A 20,128-nucleotide genomic window follows, 5' to 3' on the forward strand; every position below is an offset into this window, starting at 1 on the left:
ACTGGCCAATGTGCCGTCCATGCCGGGGTCGCTCGAGGAGGCCCTGAACAACCTCGAAGCGGACCATGCATTCCTCCTGAAGGGCGACGTGTTCACCAAGGATGCCATTGAGACATGGATCAGCTATAAAAGGACCAAGGAGGTGGATGCCCTCAGGCTCCGTCCCCATCCCTACGAGTTCTTTCTGTACTACGACCTTTAATTTATTGACACTAAGCGGGTGGTGGTTGAAAAATCGCCACTACCCGCTCTATTTCTGAATTCGACGTGGCGCGCATATGATATTCAATAGCATACTTTATCAAAAAACGGAAGAAAGTATAAAACAGGAAGCCCTTGAAGCGCCCGTCTTCTTTGCTGATTTGAATCTTGATCAGATTATTGACGCCGCTACGACCGGCAAGAAGGAATATCATTTAAAACCTTTTTTTTACGCTTCCTTGAACAATATCGACTCTATTCTATATCGTCATGAAATATTCCGGGACCTAGAAAACAGCGAGCTGTTCGGGAATATTCGATCATTCGCTCAAAAAATGCGTGCAATGCGTGAGCATCATGCCCAGGCGAACAAGCTTTACTACAAATACCAGAAGGAGAGCTGGTTTCTGGACGCGGTTGAGATTTATTGCGACGCCGTTAATGTCCTGGTTCACGATCTATCTCTTGCAAATGTAAAATCGCGCGGTTTCCTGGCCCTCCGCGAATATGTGACTAAGTATGCCGTTTCCGAGCACTTTACATCGCTCATGGCGGAGACGAAGAAGCTTAAGACTGACCTGGCGTCGGTGCGATATTGCGTTCTTATCAAAACCGGCAGCTTCACGGTCCGCAAATGCAAATCCGAGACCGATTACACCGCCGAGGTCGAGGCGACATTTGAAAAGTTCAAGCAGGGAGCAGTTAATGATTACCGGGCAAAGTTTACCGAGTCGGCGGAGATGAACCATGTCGAAGCGAAAGCGCTGGATTTTGTAGCGCAACTGTATCCGGAGATTTTCTTACGTCTTGATGATTATCGGTGGAGAAACATCGATTACCTGGATGAAACTATCGGCGTCTTCGACCGGGAAATACAATTTTACGTCGCCTGGCTTGAGTTTGTCCCCCTGTTCAAACAAGCGGGATTGAACTTCTGTTATCCTCGGATATCCGATACGGATAAAGAAGTTTACGATTACGAAGGGTTCGATCTGGCCCTGGCCCACAGGCTTATTGGTGAAAAGTCGTCCATAGTCTGGAATGATTTTTACCTGAAAGGCAAGGAACGCATATTTGTCGTGTCCGGTCCGAACCAGGGCGGGAAGACAACCTTCGCACGCGGGTTCGGGCAACTGCATTATCTGGCCTGCCTGGGCTGTCCGGTTCCCGGCAGAGAGGCACGGCTTTTCCTTTTCGACAGGCTCTTTACCCATTTTGAAAAGGAAGAAACCATCAATAATCTGCGCGGCAAGCTGCAGGACGACCTGGTCAGAGTTCACGATATTCTGAGCCAGTCAACACCGAACAGCATTATCATCATGAATGAGATTTTCACGTCCACAACGTTGCAGGACGCTGTCTTCCTGAGCGAAAAGGTAATGGAAAAGATCATCAAACTGGGCCTGCTCTGCGTCTGGGTGTCCTTTATCGAAGAACTCGCGTCCTTCTCCGAGCAGACCGTAAGCATGGTCAGCACGATAGTTCCCGAAAATCCGGCCTTGCGAACGTTCAAAATTATAAGAAAGCGGGCAGACGGACTCGCTTATGCGATTTCGATAGCTGAAAAGTACCGGCTGACCTACGAGCACTTAAAGGAGCGCATCAAATCATGAAAGCGTTCCTCATGTACAAAGACAGGGATTTCGACGCGAAGCGGGAATTGCCATGGAATGCGCAGGCCTTGACCCAGGACCTGGAGTTGAACACGCTGTTCGACGCCATGGCGCTTGGGGACAAGTTCTTGCTTGAAGTGGCAAGGAAAGCCGTGTTTTTGAGCGCAACTGATCCGGACGCGATACGTTACCGCCAGGACATTCTGAAGGATTGCCTCAAGAACTCTTCCACGGTAAAAGAAATCTACAATCTTGTCGTTCAAACGCTCGAAGGCGAGAAAAAGGTTTATTGGGGCTTCTTCACCAAATACCCCGCAGGGATACTGAGTGACTCGATCTCAGTCATGCAGTTTTTCGTGACCATGCTAAAACAGCTCAGAGCAATCGCCGATGATCACGGCCAGAAGTTCGATTCAGCAGGGTTTACGACGCTGTTCACGATGCTCAAGAAAGAACTCACCGATGAATACTTTGCGGGCATCCAGGACCATTTACGCGAACTCAAATTCCGGGATGGGGTCTTGATCAGCGCCGGGTTAGGAAAAGGCACTAAAGGGATCAATTATATACTTCGTAAATCGCGTGAAAAAGAGCAAAGCAAGTGGGACAGGTTCGTTGCCGAGTACTTGCTTCCCCGACTTCAGGACAATGAACATCCCTGGCTGAAACGGCTCTTTGCGCATAAGACCCCGGCCTACACCTTCTATCTCCATCCCCGAGACGAGGCCGGAGCTCGTGCGCTGGGAGAGCTGAGAGACCGGGGCATTCACCTTGTTGCGAATGCGCTCGCCCAGTCTTCGGACCATATTCGGGGCTTTTTCATGATACTCAGGACGGAACTGGCCTTTTACATAGGTTGCCTCAATCTTCATGAACAACTGTCCCGGATGGGTGAACCGTTATGCTTCCCAATACCCCTGTCACTCGAAGAGCGCGAGCATTCCTTGAGAGGACTGTACGATGTCTGTCTGGCCTTGAAGATGAAACGAAGAATCGTTGGAAACGACATGCGTGCGGGCGATAAAAAACTCGTGATCGTGACGGGCGCGAATCAGGGCGGAAAGTCCACGTTCCTGCGGAGCATCGGCCTCGCTCAACTGATGATGCAGTGCGGCATGTTCGTCCCGGCGGAGTCGTTATCGGCCAACGTGTGCGACGGCCTTTTCACTCACTACAAACGGGAAGAAGACGTTGCCATGAAAAGCGGAAAGCTGGACGAAGAATTGAGCAGAATGAGCGATATTGTAGACAAGATGACGCCGAATCCTGTTATCCTTTTTAATGAATCCTTTGCCGCGACAAATGAGCGGGAAGGCTCGGAGCTCGCAAGCCAGATCGTGTCAGCGTTATTGGAAAAAGGAATAAAAATATTTTTCGTTACGCATTTATACACCCTTGCGCGCGGGTTTCACGACAAGAAGCCGGGGAATGCCGTTTTCCTTCGGGCTGAAAGGCAGGCAGATGGGCGGCGAACGTTTAAATTAATCGAAGGGGAACCGCTGCAAACCAGTTTCGGCGCTGATGTGTATAAAGCGATATTCGGCAATGCGTCGTAGTTTTTGCTATGTAATTGCTATAATGGAAAAAGCATGAAAGTTAAAAGATACATTAAGTCGATAGTAAATTCGAGGACGGTATCATATTGACGAAAAGATGACCACAACAAAAAAAAACCACATCTAAAGAGGAGGAGCTAATGTTAAAGATCAAAAAGCTCGTGGCCCGGGAGATCCTTGATTCACGGGGCAATCCCACGGTCGAGGTTGATGTAATTCTGGACAACGGCGTCATGGGCCGGGCGGCGGTCCCCTCAGGCGCATCAACCGGCAGCAAGGAAGCGGTGGAACTCCGGGACAACGACAAAAAGCGGTACTTGGGCAAGGGCGTTCTCAAGGCAGTAGAAAACGTGAACAAGGTAATTGCACCTGAGCTTGCCGGCAAGAATCCGGAGGACCAGAACGCACTTGATTCGCTCATGATCAAGCTCGACGGCACGGCGAACAAGGGTAAGCTCGGCGCGAATGCGATACTTGGCGTCTCACTCGCCGTCGCAAAAGCGGCAGCGCAGAACAGGGGCTTATCTGTTTTCCGGTACCTCGGCGGCGAAGCGGCGACCCGCCTGCCGATACCGTTCTTCAACATCCTGAACGGCGGCAAGCACGCGGACAACAACGTGGATATCCAGGAGTTCATGATCTCGCCCGTTGGGGCTGAGTCTTTCAGGGAAGCGCTCAGGATGGCAGCAGAGACGTACCATACCCTGAAGGCGGTCTTGAAATCAAAAGGCCTGAGCACTGCAGTCGGCGACGAGGGCGGATTCGCGCCTAATCTTTCCTCCAATGAAGAAGCGATCCGGATCATCATCGCAGCGATAGAAAAAGCGGGATACAAGCCGGGCAGCGATATTTCCATAGTCCTGGACCCCGCAGCGAGCGAGTTTTATCAGGACGGCAAGTATGTCCTGAAGGCGGACAACAGCAAATTGACCTCGAAAGAAATGGTCGGCTACTATGCGAACCTGATCTCAAAATATCCGATCATCTCCATTGAAGACGGACTTGCCGAGGACGATTGGGACGGCTGGCAGATCATGACGAAAGAACTGGGAAAGAAGATCCAACTCACGGGAGACGACATATTCGTCACGAACCCGAAGATACTGGCCGAAGGCATCAAAAAAGGTATTGCCAATTCCGTGCTCATCAAGCTCAACCAGATCGGTACGCTCTCTGAGACACTGAAAACCGTGGAAATGGCAAAAACTGCCGGCTACACCTGCATGTTCTCGCACCGTTCAGGAGAAACGGAAGATTCATTCCTTGCGGACATTGCGGTCGCCACGAACGCGGGCCAGCTCAAGACCGGCGCGCCCGCGAGATCGGAACGGCTTGCAAAATACAATCAGTTGCTCCGGATCGGAGAGGAGCTTGGTGCGAAAGCGACTTTCAGAGGGGATCTGCGCTGGTAATCAAGAAAGGAATTATTCATGGTTGAGATTGATATCCCCGGCTTCGGCATGGCGAGGTTGGAGCACCTGGTATCGGACTTTACGGGCACCCTGTCCGTCGACGGCGTACTTCTTCCCAAGGTCGAGGCGCGGCTGAACAAACTGTCCGAGACGATGAAAGTCCACATTCTGACCGCTGACACCTTCGGCAAGGCTCAGACAGCGCTGAAGGACGTAAAGTGCGAGATGCACATTCTGACCGGAGAAAACCACGACATACAGAAAGAAGAGTACGTGAACAAGCTCGGCGCGGAAAGCGTCGTGGCTCTGGGGAACGGCAAAAATGACCGAAAGATGCTCAAGGCAGCGAAGATCGGCATTGCCGTGACCGAAGGTGAAGGATGCGCGGTGGATGCCATCATGGCGGCGGATATTCATGTCAGAGGCGCGCTCGACGGCCTGGAACTTCTGTTAAATACAAAGCGGTGCAAGGCCACGCTGCGGTTTTGATAAAGGGGAGAGCCATGCAAGGATGTCCTTTTTGCTCGATTCGACGGGATACGATGATAGCGCAGGATTCGCTTACGTTTACGGTCAGGGACACGCTCCCCGTGTCTCCTGGACACACGCTCATCCTGCCCAAGCGACATATCGCGTCCATCTTCGAGGCGACAAAGGAAGAAGTGGCAGCGTTGTGGGCGGCCCTGCAGCAGGCTCGAAAGCAGCTTCTCGAAGAGTTCTCTCCTGACGGTTTCAACATCGGCATCAACGACGGCCTTGCCTCGGGTCAGACCATCCTTCATCTGCATATCCACATTATCCCGCGCTACAAAGGCGACATGCCGGACCCGCGCGGCGGCATACGCTGGATTTTTCCGGACAAGGCAGTGTACTGGAAGGATTAATATTTCTGCCTGCGGCCGCATCCCTGCGCATTCTTCCTGTACTACGACATCTGAAACGAATCACGCAGAGCCGTAGCCGGGTGAATGCACGCACGACCGGGACCTTCGCCATGAGGGCCCCGGTTTTCTATTCAGTATGCTGACGATGGTGGCCGTCAGGAACCGCCGCAGCTCGAGCCAGAGCTGATGACTTCTATTCTCACGAAATGAGGGCAGAAGTTTTTTTATGCCCGAAACGGAAATGAATTATGCTGCCCGGGAACGAAATCTTCTCATTCCGGACCGGCATGTGCGGCGAATGCATTTCTGTATCCGTACAAGAACATACCTTTCGTGGTAAGCTATATACAGCCGCTCTTTGTTGGGTGCGGAGGCGCAGGCTTTCCGCGTGGCCATGTATAGCGCGGCAGGGCTCTTCGCATCGCATCAACAAGAAGAGGGCCACGCTCTTCTCTGCCTGGTCGTGCTGGTATCAGCAGCGGCTACGTCAAAGAACCGCGAGCTTCTGGACGGCCGATGGGACAAACACGACACCAAGGATTCCGCGAATGTGGCCGATCTGATTGCCCAGAGTAAATGCCTGTACTTTGACTGCCCGGGAGAAGACCTCAGGTCCCTGCGGGGGTTGATCTCGCTAAAAAGGCGGCTCAAGAAAGAGGAACACGGCCTGAAGGTCCGCATCCGCAACCAGCTTCTTGCACAGTACTTTCCGGAGATGGACCAGCACTTCGGCTCGGTGGTTAGTCTGAACGTGGTAAGCAGAATTTAGCCAGAGCTGGAGAGGAATTGAGCAGAAGAACAATAAAGGCAAAAAGGATTTTTTTCAAAGCATCCTCCGGAGTAAAGGTTTTCAGCGTTTGGGAATGAAATTTCAGGTCTGATGTATCCGAAGCGCCGCCATGGCGGCGCGGAGGACGGAAATAGACGATTGAACGAACAAGGCGGCGAGCGCCAGGCCGACGATAATGTCGGGCCAGCCGGAACCGGAAAGCCATACGCCCAGGGCCGCGAACAGAACCGAAATGTTTGCGATGATGTCGTTGCGCGAACAGAGCCACACCGATTGCATGTTTATATCGTCCGCGCGATGACGCCACAGCAAAAAGAGGCACAAGCCGTTGGCGGCAAGCGCCAGCGCCCCGATGACGCCGATGGCCTCGAAGACCGGAACGCGGGGGAAAAGAATTTTGTAAACCGCCTGCCCGAGAACGAAGAGGCCGAATGCCGCCATGATGCCGCCCTTGAAGAGGGCCGCCATGGCTTTCATTCGCGCGCCGCGGGCAACAACGTAAATACTGAAGCCGTAAACCAGGGCATCGCCCAGCATGTCCAGTGAATCCGCCAGGAGGGACAGCGAACCCGACAAGAAGCCTGCCGCGAGTTCAACCAGGAACATCACGGCATTGATTCCGAGAACGATCTTGAGGGTGGAACTCTGGCGATTGCGAAGCGCATCCAACTCGCATGCTTTATTGTCGCAACAGTTGGCCATGGAACCTCCTTTAGCTATTTTGCTTGACCGAGAAGACAACGATGAAAATAGCGAGCATGATCAAAACAATCGTGCCTCCCGTGGAGAGGTTGAGAAAAAAGGAAGCGAAGATTCCCGAAACAACGGAAAAGAGGGAAATGATCTGGGCAAAGATGATTGTCTTGAAAAAGCTCTTGCGAAACTGAAGCGCGGTGATGACCGGAATGACGATCAGGGCGGCGATCAGAAGTACGCCGACGATCGGTATGGCCAACGACACAGTCAGGGCCGCGAGAATAATCAGAATGGAATTGATCAGGCCCGTGGACACTCCGCTGACCCTGGCGGCTTCTTCGTCAAACGTGATATACACAAGCTCTTTATAATAAAAGGTTATAACGGAAGCCACGCCGACCGCCAGCAGGGAAATGAGGTAAACATCTTTCTTCGACACCGTCACGATGCTGCCGAAGAGATAATTGAACAAATTGGCGTTAAAACCATGGGCCAGGCTTAAGATCACGACCGCGAGCGCCAGGCTGCCTGAAAGAAAAAGTGCCAGGGCCGATTCTCCGTATACCTTTTTTGAACTCCGCAGCCGCTCGATGCCGAGAGAGGCGACGGTTGCCGTGCCGAGGGCGCTCAGGACCGGATTGACGCCGAAAAAAAGGCCGAGCGCTATGCCGGCCAGGGAAACATGAGCGAGCGTATCTGCGATAAGGGAATACCGCCTCAGCACGAGAAAAATACCGATGGCGGGAGCGATCAGCGCGACAACAACGCCGGCTTCCAGGCCTCGTACGATAAAACCATATTGGAAGATGTCCGTCGGCATTTAATGATGGTGATGATGAGTGACGACTTTAACCTTCAACATATCGGCGGACTGGATTTCCCTGAGATATTCTTCGAGCGTGGCATGGCAGGTCAAACCGCGGTCCACGCAGGCGATATGCATCACTTCCTTCGTAATCCGCCCGATGTCGTGAGATACCAGCAAAAGGGTTATTCCCAGTTTATTATTGAGCTTCTGAAGCATTTCATAAAAGCCGGCCTGGGTTTGCGTATCGACGCCGGCCGTCGGCTCGTCCAAAAAAATCACTTCCGGCCGATGGACCAGCGCCCGGGCGAGGAATACGCGCTGCTGCTGGCCGCCCGACAGATCGCCGATCAGCCGGTCCTTGTGCTCAACCATATCAACCTGCTCAAGCGCGTTTTGCACCGCAATCCTGTCCTCCGCGGCCTTCTTGAATAGTCGTATTTTTGCGTGCAATCCCATGGAAACGACTTCGAAGGCGGTGGCCGGAAATTGGGCGTCGAAGTTGATGGCCTTTTGGGGGACATAGCCGATTTTCCGCCACTCCCGGAAATTCTTTATATCCTGCCCGAACAGTTTGACCGATCCCGTCCTGGGACGAAGCAAGCCGAGCATGATTTTGAATAACGTGGTTTTTCCGGCGCCGTTGGGGCCGATGATGCCGATATAGTCGCCCCGATGGATATCGAGCGTGATATTTTCCAAAACGTCGTCGCCGTTATAGGCGAAACTGACGTTTTCGACTTCAATAATATTGTTTGTATGGTCTACTTGCATTGCAATGCCGTTCTTAAATTTGTCAGGTTATTTCGCATTTCCGTGAAATAGTTTTTCCCCTGAGCGATATCCTCGGCGCTTAAACTCTCTATCGGGTTCAATACGAGAGTCTTTGCCCCGACTTCATTGGCGATCGTTTCCGATAGTTTCGGACTTGCCAGACTTTCAATAAAAACGTATTTGACCCTCTTCGCCTTGGCGAATTTCACCAGATCCGCCAGTTGTCGCGGAGAAGGTTCCGCGTCGGGCGCTAATCCGGCAATGGGCACTTGCCTGAGACCATAAGCGGTCGCCAGATATCCGAATGCGGCGTGCGAAGTAACGATATTTTTATCCGGGCAATTGCTTAATCCATGCCGGTATTCCTGATCCAGGTCGGACAATTCTTTTTTCAGTCTATCCGCGTTGGACAGATAGTATTCTTTATTCTCCGGATCACCCCGTATAAAACCCTGAGTAATTTTATCGACGATTTCCTTGGCTATCGGAGGGCTGAGCCAGATATGGGGATCGGTCTTATTCTTCCCCTGCTCAGTTACGCGCTGATTTGCAAGCCCTTCCTCAACGGTTAAGATAACGGTGTTTTTTGAATTGAGGTTATGTTTTATATTGTCGCCCCATGCTTCTATTCCCTCGCCATTCAGGATGAGCAATTTACTGTTTTCCATTTGGGCAAGGTCCTGGGCCGTCGGCTCATAATCGTGCGGCTCTGCGCCCGCAGGGGTTATGTTTATTACCCGTGCTTTTTCTCCTCCTATCCGGCTGGAAAAAAAATAAAGCGGATAAAAACTTGCGGCCACCTGAAGTTTGTCTGATCGGACAGCAGGCCTTTGGAAATCATGTGAAATAAAAGTCAAGAGACCGGCGGAAATAAAGGCGAGAAGCAAGAAAACGCTTATTTTAATTATTTTCCCCATATTGGTATTGTAGCAGAGGGAGCGTTTGGACTTCGTGGCTGGATGGCCTCCAATGGCCGGACGAAGCAGTTCATGTCTTCCGGGTCAGCCGTAAATTTCCCGGGAGAAGCCTGGCGGCCAGCCAGCCCGTCGCGTAGAGTACGCCAAGGAGGACAACATCCGTCGGGCCGACCGGCAAGTCCCATTGATATGCGGCCCAGAAGCCGAAAAAAGCGGCTGCTCCTCCGATCAAAGAGGCCAGCACCGTGAACAGGCGCATGGTGCGAGCGAATTGATGCGCGGTCAGCGCGGGTATCAGCAGAAATCCGAATGCGATGAGCGGACCCACGCTGAGCACCGCCATCGAGACGGTTAGTCCAATCAGCAGGTAGAGCAATACGTCCCAGAAAACGACTTTTTTGCGAAGAATGATCGCCATCTCGCGGTCGAACGAGACGAGGAGCAACTCCTTGTGGAACAGTCCCAGCGCTGCGAGGACGAGCGTCAGCGTTGCCGCCGTCAGCACGAGATCGAAATTGGAGATGGTGATGACCTCCCCTTTCAGCATATCGAGCCAGCCGATCTCTCCGTAAGGATTTTTTGAAAGCAACAAGATGCTGAGCGCGGCAGCCACGACGTAAGCGGTACCGAGCCGGCCTTCAGCTTGTCCTCTCCCGCGCCGTTCCAGGAAGGCAAGCACCAGGATCGCGGTCAGCGAGAATAGAATCGAGCCGGCAAAGGCGAGCTCGTGCGCGCTGTGCGAGCCGTGCTCGGTCAGCTTGAATCCAAGCCACAGCGGAAGCGAGAGAGCGATGGCAACGCCGGTCGAGGAGATCTGGGGCAGCGCCACACCCATGAACACCAACCGGCGCATCACAAGGAATACACCAACGAGCGGGCAGGCGAAGCCGACGAGCACGCTGGTGTAAAGCGAGTTGCGGAGAAGAAAATCAAAAGCGAGGATCTGGTGAAGCGTTTCCATGTCAGTCCATCCCTATTTCAAATATTTCAGCCATCCGCTCGGCGGTGAGCAGTTCATCGGCGGCCCCTTGAAAAACCTTGCCCTCGTGAAGCCAGATGGCTTTCTCGGCGTAGTGACGGACGGCCGAAAAGTCGTGCGTAACGAGCAGGACCGTGATCTTCCTTTCCCTGCGGATCTGCGAAATGAATTTCAGCACGGCGGTCGTTGCCTCACGGTCCACCCCCGCCGTGGGTTCGTCCAGGACAAGTATGTCGGGACGCGTGGCCAGAGCGCGGGCAATGAGCACGCGTTGTTTCTGACCGCCCGAGAGTTCGGCAAAACGATTGTGGGAAAAACCCTCCGCACCCACTGCATGCAGACATTCGCGCGTGAAGGAGCGTTCGGCCGGGGGGATAAGACCCCCTGGACGTATGCGGCCATAAACGCCCATAAGCGCGACATCAAACCCCGTGAGCAGATACACCGGGTCGAACTGATTGGATTGGGGGACATAGCCGAACGTGAGCGGCGCTCCCGCTGAGGTCTCGATGCGTCCCGCGACCGGTGGCAGCAGCCCAAGCAGCGTTTTGAGCAAGGTCGATTTGCCCGAGCCGTTGGCTCCGAGGATAGCGGTGAAGCTTGCCCGGGAAATGGAGAGCGTAAGGCCGGACAGCACCGGCTGGCCGTTGTAGCCGATGCTCAGGTTTTCCAGTGTGATCAGTGATTCATTCATTGTTTGTTATGTGAGTGTCCGCCCGGGAACCCGGGCGGACACTCTCTTCTCCCTATCTTTATTTCCCTGCCTGCACGGCAGCTACCATCGTGTGAATAATATAGTCCATCATCTTAATATACGTTTCGGTATTCGGCACGCCGCCCGGCATGATGGGCAATGTTATCATGGTCGCGCCGGTCTGTTCGGCTATGATTTTCGGCACCTTTTCGGGGAACTGCGGCTCGCGCACGACGATAGCAACATGCTCGGCCTTCATTGCCCTGATTAATTCCTCAATGTGACGCGGGGTCGGATCTATTCCCGGCTTCAGTTCGATCGTGCCGAAATAATCCAGGCCAAAGCGCTCCGCAAAGTATGGGAAGTGCTCGTGATAGGAAACGAACTTCACGCCTTTGATCTGTTTGGCTTCGCTCTTCCACTCGGCGATCTTGGCATCGAGCCTGGCGAGATAGGCATCGCGGTTGCGCGTGAATTCCGCCTGATGCTGCGGAGCGAGGTCCACGAGCGCGTTGTAGATATTCCCGATGGCGGTCTCTGCCAACACCGGGTCGAGCGTGTAATGCGGGTTGCCATAGGGATGGACGTCGCCCTGATAGTGGTCGGTCGACTTGGGCACATCGCGCGGGATGATGCCTTTGGAACAGTCCACGTAGCCGGGCGTGCCTTTCTGGATGCGGGGATTCTTGCTCGCCTCCATGAGCGCGGGCAGAAAAGCGTGCTCGGCATCCAACCCGAGCAGAACCAGCATGTCCGCCCGGTTCATCATCGGGACATAGCTCGGCTTCATCGGTATCCCGTGCGTATCTTCGACGCCCGTGGCCAGGCTTTTGACCTCGACCAGATCCCCTCCCACTTCGCGCGCAAAATCAGCGAGGTCGGTAAGCGTCGTAACGATCCGGATTTTTTCAGCATGAGCGGGCGCCGCCCACCCGCACAATGCCGCCATGAGCGCGATTATCGATATTACATTGAATAATTTTGGTCTCATCGTATATTCCTCCTTTCAAGAGTCAGCGCTGCTGCCACCCGTGCGCGTGTGAGCCGATGATCCACGCCCATTGCAGATAAACGGCATTATCAGACTGGAAGCCGGTCGCCGCGTTGGGGTCGGTGTACGTATATTGAAGGCGCAGTTGATTCCAGTGGCTCAAAGCCCATGTCAAGTTCGCGGAGTACGCTGATGTTTTGGCCTGCTTGTTCGCCATGTCCTCCATCCACTCATATTGGACCCCGGCTGTCCACTGTCGATGGAACTTGTACGTGACATATGAGTACAGACCATAGGAGCCGACGGTGACGCCGGGCAAAGCGTTGCCCAAAGGATCCATAATGTCATAACGATTGTCGCTGTAGAGCACTTCTGTGCCCCAGGTGATGGTCTGGAACTGATTGTTGCGAAGAGGCTTCCAGCTCAGCACCAAATCCACTCCTGCCAGGCGCCGCTCCCGTTCGGTATACGTGTTGCCATCGACCATAGGAAAGGGATTGCTGCCGCTCGCATTAAGAGCAGGGTCCCACTGCGCAACCGTTCTCGGATTCCACAGGCCTGAAATACCAGGCTCGAGCGAGATATTGGGTGTCAGGTCAAAATAGGTGGACAAACGGCCCCAATAGTTCAAACCGCTGCCGTGGCGGGTCTCGCCGACGAAGTTTGGCGGATTGTCGCCGCCGAACTGATCACCTACGCCGAGCGTCAAACTGATGTAGTGCTCGACCGGAACCAGCCAATTGATCTGCAACCCGTCCGTTCTCGACTCGCCGCCGATGTACTGGTCCAGCGCGAGCGGACGATTTACAAAGGGCAGCTCATGGTCGTGGATGTATTCCAGGCGGCCGAATTCGCCGAAGAACCGTCCCGCTTTAACCTCCAGGTTGCCCGGGAGTGATGTCGTCTGGAGCGCAGCTTCCTCGACCGTCAAAGCTGATTCGCCGGTAACCGGGTCGGCTGACGCGTTGATAACCACGTAGGCCTTCGCGAAAGGATCCACCGACGCAGCCGCGTTCAGTTCCACCGAACGTTGAAATATATCAAACCCGCCGGGCCGGTCGCTGCCGGTCTCGGCAGGCCCCTGGCTGCGGTACGAGAAGATCGTTTCGCCTACGAATCCGATGGCCGGGTTGAAGATGCCTGGAATCTCTCTCTTCTGCGTTTCTGCCAGTTGATCAATGGTCTGTGACTGTTCCTGCACCGTGTCTTCGAGCTTCTTGAGCCGTTCCGCCGTATCGTCGGCAAAGACCGCCGAAGTGAACGAGCAGAAAGTGAGAATGCAGAGGATGCACAATACTCGTTTCATAAGGCCCTCCGTGGATGGGTTTATCATAACGTGAAGATGGATCGAACGGGCCTTTCATTGCGCTGAGACGCAATTAACCCCAAAGATGGAGAAGGCAGTTTCCCTTCCCGACGAAGCCGAGCTCGATAGGGAAGACCCGCTTTTACCATTGGATTGTGAGCTGCAGATGTGCGGGTAATTACACAGGGGGTGCGCGGTTCTTTAGGGAATAGGAAGAGAGATTGTCGGTGAAAACTGGTGAGGCAGCGACAACTGTTATTTCCGTGAAACAGGGGACGCTGTCAAAGGCAACCACCCATTGGCTTGTTGCGGACAGATGATTGCTCGCGATGCAGATTGGGCAGTCGTGGTCATCCGCCGTATATTCATGGTGGTGCGATACCGCCACGAACGTGGAAGCAAGGAGCAACAGAATGAGAAAAGCGGTTATGAGCTTGTTCCAGAGCATGGAGACCCTTTCACGAAGTAAGTTACTTTAAACTTTGCCTATGAATTTGTCAAGATTTTGTGTCGGGAGAGCTGAATGAGCATTAATGAGGTTCACGTTGATGATCACGAGCTGAAATATGAAATGCTAAAAGATCGCATCGCAACAGGTCTAAGGAAAGAGAGATCTGCCGCTCCCAGCGCAGCGCGGTCATTGCTTGATAAAGTATACAACTCCTTATGGAATCGCGCCGTAGCCTCTCTCTCAGTGAGAACCATATCCCTCAGCAGGCGGGATAGAGGGAAACCAGCCCGCCTTTCTGCAACCTTCTGTCTTTATGATTTTTTTATGGTATCCCGTCCATTCTTAGCAGCAATTTAATTGTCCTCGGTGATATAAGTTAGTCATGAAAAAGGAGGGAGACTCATGGACATCCTGTTTATCGGCATCACGATCGTGCTCTTTGTTGCAAGCTGGTTTTTCGTGAAACTGGTTGAGCGAGTCTAGAAGGAGGGAAGAATGGAACTGTTTTACTGGATTGGCGGCATTCTCGCCGCGGGATTGTTGGTGTATCTCTTGATAGCACTTCTTAAACCGGAGGCATTGTCATGACTGGCAACGATATATTGCAGATAGTTATATTTTTCGGTGTTCTGTGGCTCCTCGCAAAACCGCTTGGGGTCTACATGGCGCGGGTTTACGAAGGGAAGCCTTCGGGCCTGGACCGAGTGCTCGGGCCTGTTGAGCGCCTTTTCTACCGGATATGCGGCATCAAGCCCGACGAGGAAATGAGCTGGAAGAAGTACGCGGGAGCGGTGCTTCTGTTCAGCGCGGCAGGATTCTTCTTAGTCTATTTCCTGCAGCGCTTACAGGGGTTTCTACCTCTGAATCCGCAAAAGTTTCAGGCCGTCTCCCCCGACTCTTCTTTCAATACGGCCATCAGTTTTATCACGAACACCAACTGGCAGGGATACGGCGGCGAATCGACGATGAGCTACCTCTCCCAGATGGTCGGACTGGGAGTGCAGAATTTCGTATCCGCGGCGGCAGGTATGGCCGTGCTCGTTGCCCTGATCCGCGGGTTTGCCAGGCACTCGGCCCAGACTATCGGGAACTTCTGGTTCGATCTCACCCGCTCCACGCTTTACATCCTGATGCCCCTTGCGCTGATCTGGTCCCTGCTCCTGGTCTCCCAGGGTGTTGTGCAAACCTTCAGCGAATACAAGACCGTTTCGCTCACCCAGACCATCTCCTACGATAACCCGAAGCTCGATGCTCAGGGCAACCCGATTAAGGATGAAAAGGGCAATCCCGTGACGGAAAAAGCGGAGATGAAGGAGCAGGTCATACCGCTCGGCCCTGCAGCCTCACAGATCGCGATCAAGCAGCTCGGCACGAACGGCGGCGGGTTCTTCAACGTTAATTCGGCCCATCCCTTCGAGAACTCGACAGCGTTCTCCAATTTTCTTGAAATGCTGGCGCTCATTATGATACCCGCGGCTCTCTGTATCACCTTCGGCAAGATGGTCGGAGACAAGCGCCAAGGGTGGGCCTTACTTTCCGCAATGACGATCGTCCTCGTCACCCTGATGGCTTTATGTACCTGGAGCGAGCAGGGCGGCAATCCGCGCTTCACATCCATAGGCGTTGATCAACAGGCAAGTAATATGCAGCCGGGCGGCAACATGGAAGGAAAAGAAGCGCGCTTCGGGATCGTGAACTCAGCGATATGGGCCACGGCAACAACAGCGGCCTCGAACGGCTCGGTCAACTCCATGCACGACTCCTTCACACCCATGGGCGGCCTGTACCCGCTGGTGCTGATCCAGTTGGGAGAGGTCATCTTCGGCGGAGTTGGCTCCGGGCTCTACGGCATGTTGATCATGGCCATCATTACAGTCTTCATAGCCGGTCTCATGGTCGGCCGCACGCCGGAATATCTCGGGAAAAAGATCGAGATGTTCGAGATGAAGATGGCCTCGGTCGCGGTGCTCGTCGTGAATGCGCTGGTCAAGATCGGCACGGCTGTCGGCGTCGGGACAACTGCGGGAGCAGCGGGAGTAGCGAACCCCGGTCCGCATGGATTTTCCGAGATCCTCTACGCCTTCTCATCTGCAGCGAACAACAACGGCAGCGCCTTTGCGGGGCTTTCCGCCAACACGTTCTTCTATAACACTGCACTCGGGTTGACCATGTTCATCGGCCGGTTCTGGGTGATCATCCCGGTGCTTGCCATTGCCGGTTCGCTCGCGAAGAAAAAGCAGGTCCCTGCCGGTTTGGGAACGCTGCCGACCCATACGCCCTTGTTCGTTGCGCTTTTGATCGGGGTCATCGTGATCGTCGGAGCGTTGACCTTCATGCCGGCCTGGGCCCTGGGACCAATTGCCGAGCACATGATGGCCGCACGCTAAAAGGAACCATTGAGGAGGAATAACAATGAGCAGTAAATCGAGAAAACGATCGCTCTTTGAACCGGCGATCGTAAAAAAAGCATTATGGGATTCAGTCAGAAAATTGAATCCAGTACACCAGATCAAGAACCCTGTCATGTTTGTCGTGGAAATCGGCAGTATCTTGACGACGCTCCTGTTTTTCCACGCAATCCTGACGGGAAAAGGCGAGGCGTCCCCTTCCTTTATTCTGCAGATATCCATGTGGCTCTGGATCACGGTGCTCTTCGCCAATTTTGCCGAGTCCATGGCCGAAGGCCGGGGCAAGGCACAGGCCGAATCGCTGCGCAAAACACGGCGTGACGTGATGGCCAAACGCCTGGCGAAGCCGAAACCGGATGCGGATGTGACACAGGTCGCGTCCTCGCAGCTTAAGAAAGGCGACGTCGTTCTTGTGGAAGCAGGGGACGTCATCCCCATGGACGGCGAGATCATCGATGGCGTGGCCTCGGTCAATGAAAGCGCCGTGACCGGCGAAAGCGCGCCCGTGATCCGCGAAAGCGGAGGAGACCGGAGCGCGGTCACGGGCGGCACCACGGTGCTGTCCGACTGGCTGGTCGTGCGGATCACGACGAGCCCCGGCGAGACATTCCTCGACCGTATGATCAGCATGGTGGAGGGGGCGAAGCGCCAGAAAACGCCGAACGAGATCGCCCTCGACATTCTGCTCGCAGGCATGACGATCATATTTCTGCTCGTGTGCGTGACTCTCCTTCCCTATTCTCTCTTCAGCGTCAAGGCGGCTGGCCAGGGTGCGCCGGTCACCATCACCGTGCTCGTGGCCCTTCTCGTATGCCTCATCCCGACCACGATCGGCGGACTACTGTCGGCAATTGGCATCGCGGGCATGGACCGGATGATCCAGGCAAATGTGATCGCAACGTCGGGACGGGCCGTGGAAGCAGCCGGTGACGTTGATGTGCTTTTGCTTGATAAAACCGGCACTATCACCCTCGGAAACCGGCAGGCAACGGAATTTATTCCCGCACCGGGAGTGCATGTTGGAGCTCTTGCCGACGCGGCACAGCTTGCCTCTCTGGCTGACGAAACTCCAGAAGGCCGGAGCATCGTCGTCCTTGCCAAGGAGAAATATGAGCTCCGGGCGAGGGACATTCATACTATCGGCGCGGAGTTTGTCCCTTTCACGGCGCAGACGCGGATGAGCGGGGTAAACCTCGAGAACCGTGAAATCCGTAAAGGCGCAGCGGATTCAGTTGAAAAGTACGTCCAAAAAAAGGGCGGGAAGTTCCCTCCCGATGTCCGATCGATCGTCGATGATATTGCGAACAAAGGCGCAACACCGCTCGTGGTTGCCGAGGGGAATAAAGTGCTCGGTGTCATCCGCTTAAACGATATCGTCAAGGGTGGAATCAAGGAGCGCTTTGCCGAGATGCGTAAGATGGGGATCAAGACGGTCATGATAACCGGCGACAACCCGCTGACCGCGGCAGCCGTCGCGGCAGAAGCCGGGGTGGACGACTTCCTGGCCGAGGCAACACCCGAGGCAAAGCTCAAGCTTATCCGGGAACAGCAGAAAGGCGGGAGGCTCGTGGCCATGACCGGAGACGGCACGAACGACGCGCCGGCCCTGGCACAGGCGGACGTGGCCGTTGCCATGCACACCGGCACCCAGGCCGCGAAGGAAGCAGGGAACCTAGTGGACCTTGATTCGAACCCCACCAAGCTCATCCAGATCGTCGAGATCGGAAAGCAGCTTTTGATGACCCGCGGCACGCTCACGACCTTCAGCATCGCGAACGACGTGGCGAAATATTTCGCCATTCTGCCTGCCGCGTTCATTTCGATCTATCCGGCACTCGGTGCGCTGAACATCATGGGCCTGGCCACGCCACAGAGCGCCGTGTTGTCTGCAGTGATCTTTAACGCTTTGATCATCATCTTCCTGGTGCCCCTGGCGCTTCGCGGCGTGAAATACCGGCCTCTGGGCGCCTCGGTGGTCCTGCGGAACAACGCCCTGATTTACGGCGTCGGCGGGTTGATCGTGCCGTTTATCGGCATCAAACTGGTCGATATGATTATAACGGCATTGCACATTGTTTAACTAAAGGAGAATGAGATGAAGAAAATCGGTTCGATTCTTGGTTTGAAGCTTGGATTGGCTATATTCACCGCTATGGCGGCACTGGCGGCGCCAGTATTCGCCGAGGATGCTAAACCGGCGTCGCCGGCAATAAACGCAGACGACCTGAAGAAGGCGCTCGGCCTGAGCATCTACCTGCAGGGCGGCTACACGTACAATGGCAATGCAGGAGCCATTGGCGGCGAGCCAGAGCAAAATGATCTCAGGCTGTTCGACCATAAGGCGAACAGCTTCACCCTGGACCTCGTGGAGCTTGTATTCCAGAAAGACCCTGCATTGGGAAACGTGGGTTATAGGCTCAAGCTTTCCGCAGGGGAGACAGCGAAGTGGATCCACTCGCGCGGCCTGAGCGGTGCGGCGCCCTCGTCCACGCTGCCGGGCGCGAATTCATGGGCTGGCGAGGGTACGGATTCCTTCGACGTGACAGAGGCGTACATCAGCTATAATGCGGCAGTGGGCAAGGGGCTGCGATTCGACCTCGGCAAGATGGCGACCTTCTTTGGCGCCGAAGTGATCGAGGCAATAGACAACCCGAACTATTCGCGGTCGTTCCTGTTCAACTATGCAATCCCGTTCACGCACACGGGCCTGAAGATGAGCTATGGATTTACCGACGCGTTCAGCACGAGCTTGTACATCGTGAACGGCTGGGACGACAGCACGGACAACAACAGGGGCAAGTCCTACGGTGCGAGTGTCACCTATGCGCCGGCGGAAGTTTTCTCGCTCATTGTCAACGGCATGACCGGGCCTGAGCAGGACGAACAGGGGGCCAACATGCCCACGATGGGTTCGGCCGGCAGCAACAGGAGAGATATGCTTGATATGATTGCGACGATCAAGCCGATGAAACCGCTTTCGATCATTCTGAACACCGACAACGGCAGGGAACAGAACGTCCCGGCAACCCTGCTTCCGTCCGGGGTGTCCGGACCCGCGGAGTGGAAGGGAGTAGCGGGCATCGTGAAGTACGACCTCACCGACAAGCACAGCATCGCGGCCAGGGGAGAAATATTTAGCGATGAGGACGGTTTCAAGACCGGCACGGCTCAGCGGCTGAAAGAGGTGACGTTGACCTGGGAGATCCGGCTGAACGGCGGCCTGGTCCTGCGGCCGGAGTACCGGCATGACTCGTCGGATGTCGCGTCCTTTGACAACGGCACAAAGAACTCGCAGAACACCGTCGCGCTCGGCGCGATGTATAGATGGTAAGGATAAGAAAGAACGGAGGGATCAATGACTACCATAATTCGCAATTCACTCATGTCCTTGCTGCTGTTCACGCTCCTCACGGGAATTATTTATCCCCTGGCCGTGACCGGCATCGCGCAAATGATATTTCCGCATCAGGCTAACGGGAGCGTCATCATGAAGAACGGAAAGGCCGTGGGCTCAGAGCTCCTCGGCCAGCAGTTCGATGACCCGAAGTACTTCTGGGGAAGACTTTCAGCGACGACCCCCTATCCCTATAATGGCGGGTCGTCTTCCGGCTCTAATCTCGGACCGAACAACCCGGATCTCGTGAAGGCCGT

At 54.4% G+C, this 20,128-nt stretch carries 19 protein-coding genes; 11 read left to right on the forward strand and 8 right to left on the reverse strand.

Annotated features, from left to right (window positions below):
* The 7 genes from glnA to VL197_06440 form a co-directional block, all read left to right on the forward strand.
* A partial coding sequence (glnA, locus tag VL197_06410; GenBank protein ID HUJ17607.1) for a glutamine synthetase occupies positions 1-202 on the forward strand: 202 nt, incomplete at its 5' end.
* Between the two features lie 76 nt (positions 203-278).
* Positions 279-1,814, forward strand: coding sequence for a DNA mismatch repair protein MutS (locus VL197_06415; GenBank protein HUJ17608.1), 1,536 nt, complete (start codon positions 279-281; stop codon positions 1,812-1,814).
* Complete coding sequence (locus VL197_06420; GenBank protein ID HUJ17609.1) at positions 1,811-3,370, forward strand: DNA mismatch repair protein MutS; 1,560 nt, start codon at positions 1,811-1,813, stop codon at positions 3,368-3,370. The genes VL197_06415 and VL197_06420 overlap by 4 nt, the downstream gene beginning before the upstream one ends.
* Positions 3,371-3,510: 140 nt before the next feature.
* The gene (gene eno / locus VL197_06425) at positions 3,511-4,782 is read left to right on the forward strand and encodes a phosphopyruvate hydratase (protein HUJ17610.1); all 1,272 of its coding nucleotides are present in this window, start codon (positions 3,511-3,513) and stop codon (positions 4,780-4,782) included.
* A gap of 18 nt (positions 4,783-4,800) precedes the next feature.
* Positions 4,801-5,271 carry an HAD hydrolase family protein gene (locus VL197_06430; GenBank protein ID HUJ17611.1) on the forward strand — a complete coding sequence of 157 codons (471 nt, stop codon included), beginning with the start codon at positions 4,801-4,803 and terminating at the stop codon, positions 5,269-5,271.
* A 53-nt stretch (positions 5,272-5,324) separates the two neighbouring features.
* Entirely contained in the window at positions 5,325-5,666 is a 342-nt protein-coding gene (locus tag VL197_06435) for an HIT family protein (GenBank protein HUJ17612.1), read from the forward strand.
* 388 nt (positions 5,667-6,054) lie between these two features.
* Positions 6,055-6,435, forward strand: a complete 381-nt coding sequence (locus VL197_06440) for a hypothetical protein (protein HUJ17613.1) — start codon at positions 6,055-6,057, stop codon at positions 6,433-6,435.
* 102 nt (positions 6,436-6,537) lie between these two features.
* Here VL197_06440 and VL197_06445 read toward each other — a convergent pair whose 3' ends face one another.
* From VL197_06445 to VL197_06480, 8 genes are all read right to left on the reverse strand, one after another.
* On the reverse strand, positions 6,538-7,158 hold the full coding sequence (locus VL197_06445) for a cation transporter (GenBank protein ID HUJ17614.1): 621 nt from the start codon (positions 7,156-7,158) through the stop codon (positions 6,538-6,540).
* Positions 7,159-7,168: 10 nt separating this feature from the next.
* Positions 7,169-7,972 carry a metal ABC transporter permease gene (locus tag VL197_06450; protein HUJ17615.1) on the reverse strand — a complete coding sequence of 268 codons (804 nt, stop codon included), beginning with the start codon at positions 7,970-7,972 and terminating at the stop codon, positions 7,169-7,171.
* Positions 7,973-8,731: a metal ABC transporter ATP-binding protein gene (locus tag VL197_06455; GenBank protein ID HUJ17616.1), complete on the reverse strand. Its 759-nt coding sequence runs from the start codon at positions 8,729-8,731 to the stop codon at positions 7,973-7,975.
* Positions 8,722-9,648: a zinc ABC transporter substrate-binding protein gene (locus tag VL197_06460; protein HUJ17617.1), complete on the reverse strand. Its 927-nt coding sequence runs from the start codon at positions 9,646-9,648 to the stop codon at positions 8,722-8,724. The genes VL197_06455 and VL197_06460 overlap by 10 nt, the downstream gene beginning before the upstream one ends.
* 70 nt (positions 9,649-9,718) lie before the next feature.
* Positions 9,719-10,609 carry a metal ABC transporter permease gene (locus tag VL197_06465; protein ID HUJ17618.1) on the reverse strand — a complete coding sequence of 297 codons (891 nt, stop codon included), beginning with the start codon at positions 10,607-10,609 and terminating at the stop codon, positions 9,719-9,721.
* Between the two features lies 1 nt (position 10,610).
* Positions 10,611-11,321 (reverse strand): metal ABC transporter ATP-binding protein, encoded by a 711-nt coding sequence (locus tag VL197_06470; protein HUJ17619.1) that lies wholly within the window; start codon positions 11,319-11,321, stop codon positions 10,611-10,613.
* Between the two features lie 58 nt (positions 11,322-11,379).
* Positions 11,380-12,312 (reverse strand): metal ABC transporter substrate-binding protein, encoded by a 933-nt coding sequence (locus VL197_06475; protein ID HUJ17620.1) that lies wholly within the window; start codon positions 12,310-12,312, stop codon positions 11,380-11,382.
* A gap of 22 nt (positions 12,313-12,334) precedes the next feature.
* On the reverse strand, positions 12,335-13,618 hold the full coding sequence (locus VL197_06480; GenBank protein ID HUJ17621.1) for a TonB-dependent receptor: 1,284 nt from the start codon (positions 13,616-13,618) through the stop codon (positions 12,335-12,337).
* A gap of 1,035 nt (positions 13,619-14,653) precedes the next feature.
* On the opposite strand from VL197_06480, the gene kdpA reads away from it, so the two are divergent.
* The 4 genes from kdpA to VL197_06500 all read left to right on the forward strand — a co-directional run.
* On the forward strand, positions 14,654-16,456 hold the full coding sequence (kdpA, locus tag VL197_06485; GenBank protein ID HUJ17622.1) for a potassium-transporting ATPase subunit KdpA: 1,803 nt from the start codon (positions 14,654-14,656) through the stop codon (positions 16,454-16,456).
* A 25-nt stretch (positions 16,457-16,481) separates the two neighbouring features.
* Complete coding sequence (kdpB, locus tag VL197_06490; GenBank protein ID HUJ17623.1) at positions 16,482-18,557, forward strand: potassium-transporting ATPase subunit KdpB; 2,076 nt, start codon at positions 16,482-16,484, stop codon at positions 18,555-18,557.
* Between the two features lie 15 nt (positions 18,558-18,572).
* The gene (locus VL197_06495) at positions 18,573-19,808 is read left to right on the forward strand and encodes a porin (GenBank protein ID HUJ17624.1); all 1,236 of its coding nucleotides are present in this window, start codon (positions 18,573-18,575) and stop codon (positions 19,806-19,808) included.
* A gap of 24 nt (positions 19,809-19,832) precedes the next feature.
* Positions 19,833-20,128, forward strand: a 296-nt coding sequence (locus VL197_06500) for a potassium-transporting ATPase subunit C (GenBank protein HUJ17625.1), incomplete at its 3' end; no start/stop codon positions are given.

It is taken from the genome of Nitrospirota bacterium (assembly GCA_035516965.1).
In the GTDB taxonomy this organism is placed as follows: Bacteria; Nitrospirota; UBA9217; order UBA9217; family UBA9217; genus MHEA01.

Bases quoted from the DNA above. Each gene is read 5' to 3' on its own strand.
- VL197_06445 (HUJ17614.1), bottom strand. From the start codon at position 7,158: ATGGCCAACTGTTGCGACAATAAAGCATGCGAGTTGGATGCGCTTCGC.
- kdpA (HUJ17622.1), top strand. From the start codon at position 14,654: ATGACTGGCAACGATATATTGCAGATAGTTATATTTTTCGGTGTTCTG.
- VL197_06430 (HUJ17611.1), top strand. From the start codon at position 4,801: ATGGTTGAGATTGATATCCCCGGCTTCGGCATGGCGAGGTTGGAGCAC.
- kdpB (HUJ17623.1), top strand. From the start codon at position 16,482: ATGAGCAGTAAATCGAGAAAACGATCGCTCTTTGAACCGGCGATCGTA.
- VL197_06455 (HUJ17616.1), bottom strand. From the start codon at position 8,731: ATGCAAGTAGACCATACAAACAATATTATTGAAGTCGAAAACGTCAGT.
- VL197_06420 (HUJ17609.1), top strand. From the start codon at position 1,811: ATGAAAGCGTTCCTCATGTACAAAGACAGGGATTTCGACGCGAAGCGG.
- VL197_06470 (HUJ17619.1), bottom strand. From the start codon at position 11,321: ATGAATGAATCACTGATCACACTGGAAAACCTGAGCATCGGCTACAAC.
- eno (HUJ17610.1), top strand. From the start codon at position 3,511: ATGTTAAAGATCAAAAAGCTCGTGGCCCGGGAGATCCTTGATTCACGG.
- VL197_06465 (HUJ17618.1), bottom strand. From the start codon at position 10,609: ATGGAAACGCTTCACCAGATCCTCGCTTTTGATTTTCTTCTCCGCAAC.
- VL197_06460 (HUJ17617.1), bottom strand. From the start codon at position 9,648: ATGGGGAAAATAATTAAAATAAGCGTTTTCTTGCTTCTCGCCTTTATT.
- VL197_06450 (HUJ17615.1), bottom strand. From the start codon at position 7,972: ATGCCGACGGACATCTTCCAATATGGTTTTATCGTACGAGGCCTGGAA.
- VL197_06475 (HUJ17620.1), bottom strand. From the start codon at position 12,312: ATGAGACCAAAATTATTCAATGTAATATCGATAATCGCGCTCATGGCG.
- VL197_06435 (HUJ17612.1), top strand. From the start codon at position 5,325: ATGATAGCGCAGGATTCGCTTACGTTTACGGTCAGGGACACGCTCCCC.
- VL197_06480 (HUJ17621.1), bottom strand. From the start codon at position 13,618: ATGAAACGAGTATTGTGCATCCTCTGCATTCTCACTTTCTGCTCGTTC.
- VL197_06495 (HUJ17624.1), top strand. From the start codon at position 18,573: ATGAAGAAAATCGGTTCGATTCTTGGTTTGAAGCTTGGATTGGCTATA.
- VL197_06415 (HUJ17608.1), top strand. From the start codon at position 279: ATGATATTCAATAGCATACTTTATCAAAAAACGGAAGAAAGTATAAAA.